This window comes from Catenulispora pinisilvae, assembly GCF_015356865.1.
Taxonomy (GTDB): domain Bacteria; phylum Actinomycetota; class Actinomycetes; order Streptomycetales; family Catenulisporaceae; genus Catenulispora; species Catenulispora pinisilvae.
The window spans coordinates 1-910 of record NZ_JAAFZA010000534.1; the positions used below are offsets into that span (position 1 = coordinate 1).

A 910-nucleotide genomic window follows, 5' to 3' on the forward strand; every position below is an offset into this window, starting at 1 on the left:
GGCCAAGGATCGGAGGGGGCGGCCGAGGACTCGTCGAGGTAGTGGCGCGGGGTCTCTTTTGGGAGCTGGAGTTTGCAGGCCGGGTTGCGGTGAGCGTGTGGGTTTTAGAAGCTCTTTACGGCCTTCGGTCATAGTTGTGCCGGTTCGGGGTTCGGGTCGGCGAGTCGGCATGTCGGCTGCCAGTTCCCGCGTTCACAACCCCGCCATACCTCAGGCCTCTTCATCTCCGGCAGGTCGAAGCAAGGTCAACAGCAAGATCAAGGTCAAGAGCCAGGTCAAAGGCCCTGGTGAAGAGCCGGCGCCTCCGGCGGGGGCTCTTGGCTCCCTCGGGGAACTGGCGCGGTTCCATAGGGTGGCCGGGTCAGGGCCCTGCGCTGGCGGTTTGTGAGGTGGTGCGGTCCGTTCCCCACGGCCGCGTCGTCAGCCCCAAGGGGTACAGCGCCGAACCCCGGGAGTAAAGTCCGCGCCCTCACAGCAAGCGGGCAGGTGGCGGCCGCGTACAGCGCGAACTTGACTCCCGAGAACCGGCACTGTAGGCAAAGCCCTGCCGACGCGACCGAGGGGAACGAACCGAAAACCGACCGGAGAAATACAGAACTCGGGGGGCGGGGCGGGCAGCTTGGCGAATTCAGCTGCCGGTCCGGGTGTTGGCAACGCGGCGGTCGGTGGCTGCTGCGAGCGCGGCGGTTACGCCTAAGCGTCGCGGTCCAGGCCGTGGCGCCGGGCGTAGATCATGGCGGCGGTGCGGTCCCGGGAGCCGGTCTTGAGGAAGATCCGGTTGATGTGCGATTTCACCGTGTGCGGGCTGAGGAAGAGCCGGTCGGCGATCTCCATGTTGGTCAGGCCGCGCGCGATCAGCCGCAGGACCTCCGCCTCGCGCTGGGTCAGGCCGTCGGGGGTGGTGCCGTCC

General features: G+C 67.5%; 1 protein-coding gene. It reads right to left on the reverse strand.

Annotation, left to right across the window (positions count from 1 at the left end):
* Positions 1 to 693: 693 nt before the first annotated feature.
* A partial coding sequence (locus IZR01_RS49345; RefSeq protein WP_194927908.1) for a response regulator transcription factor occupies positions 694 to 910 on the reverse strand: 217 nt, incomplete at its 5' end.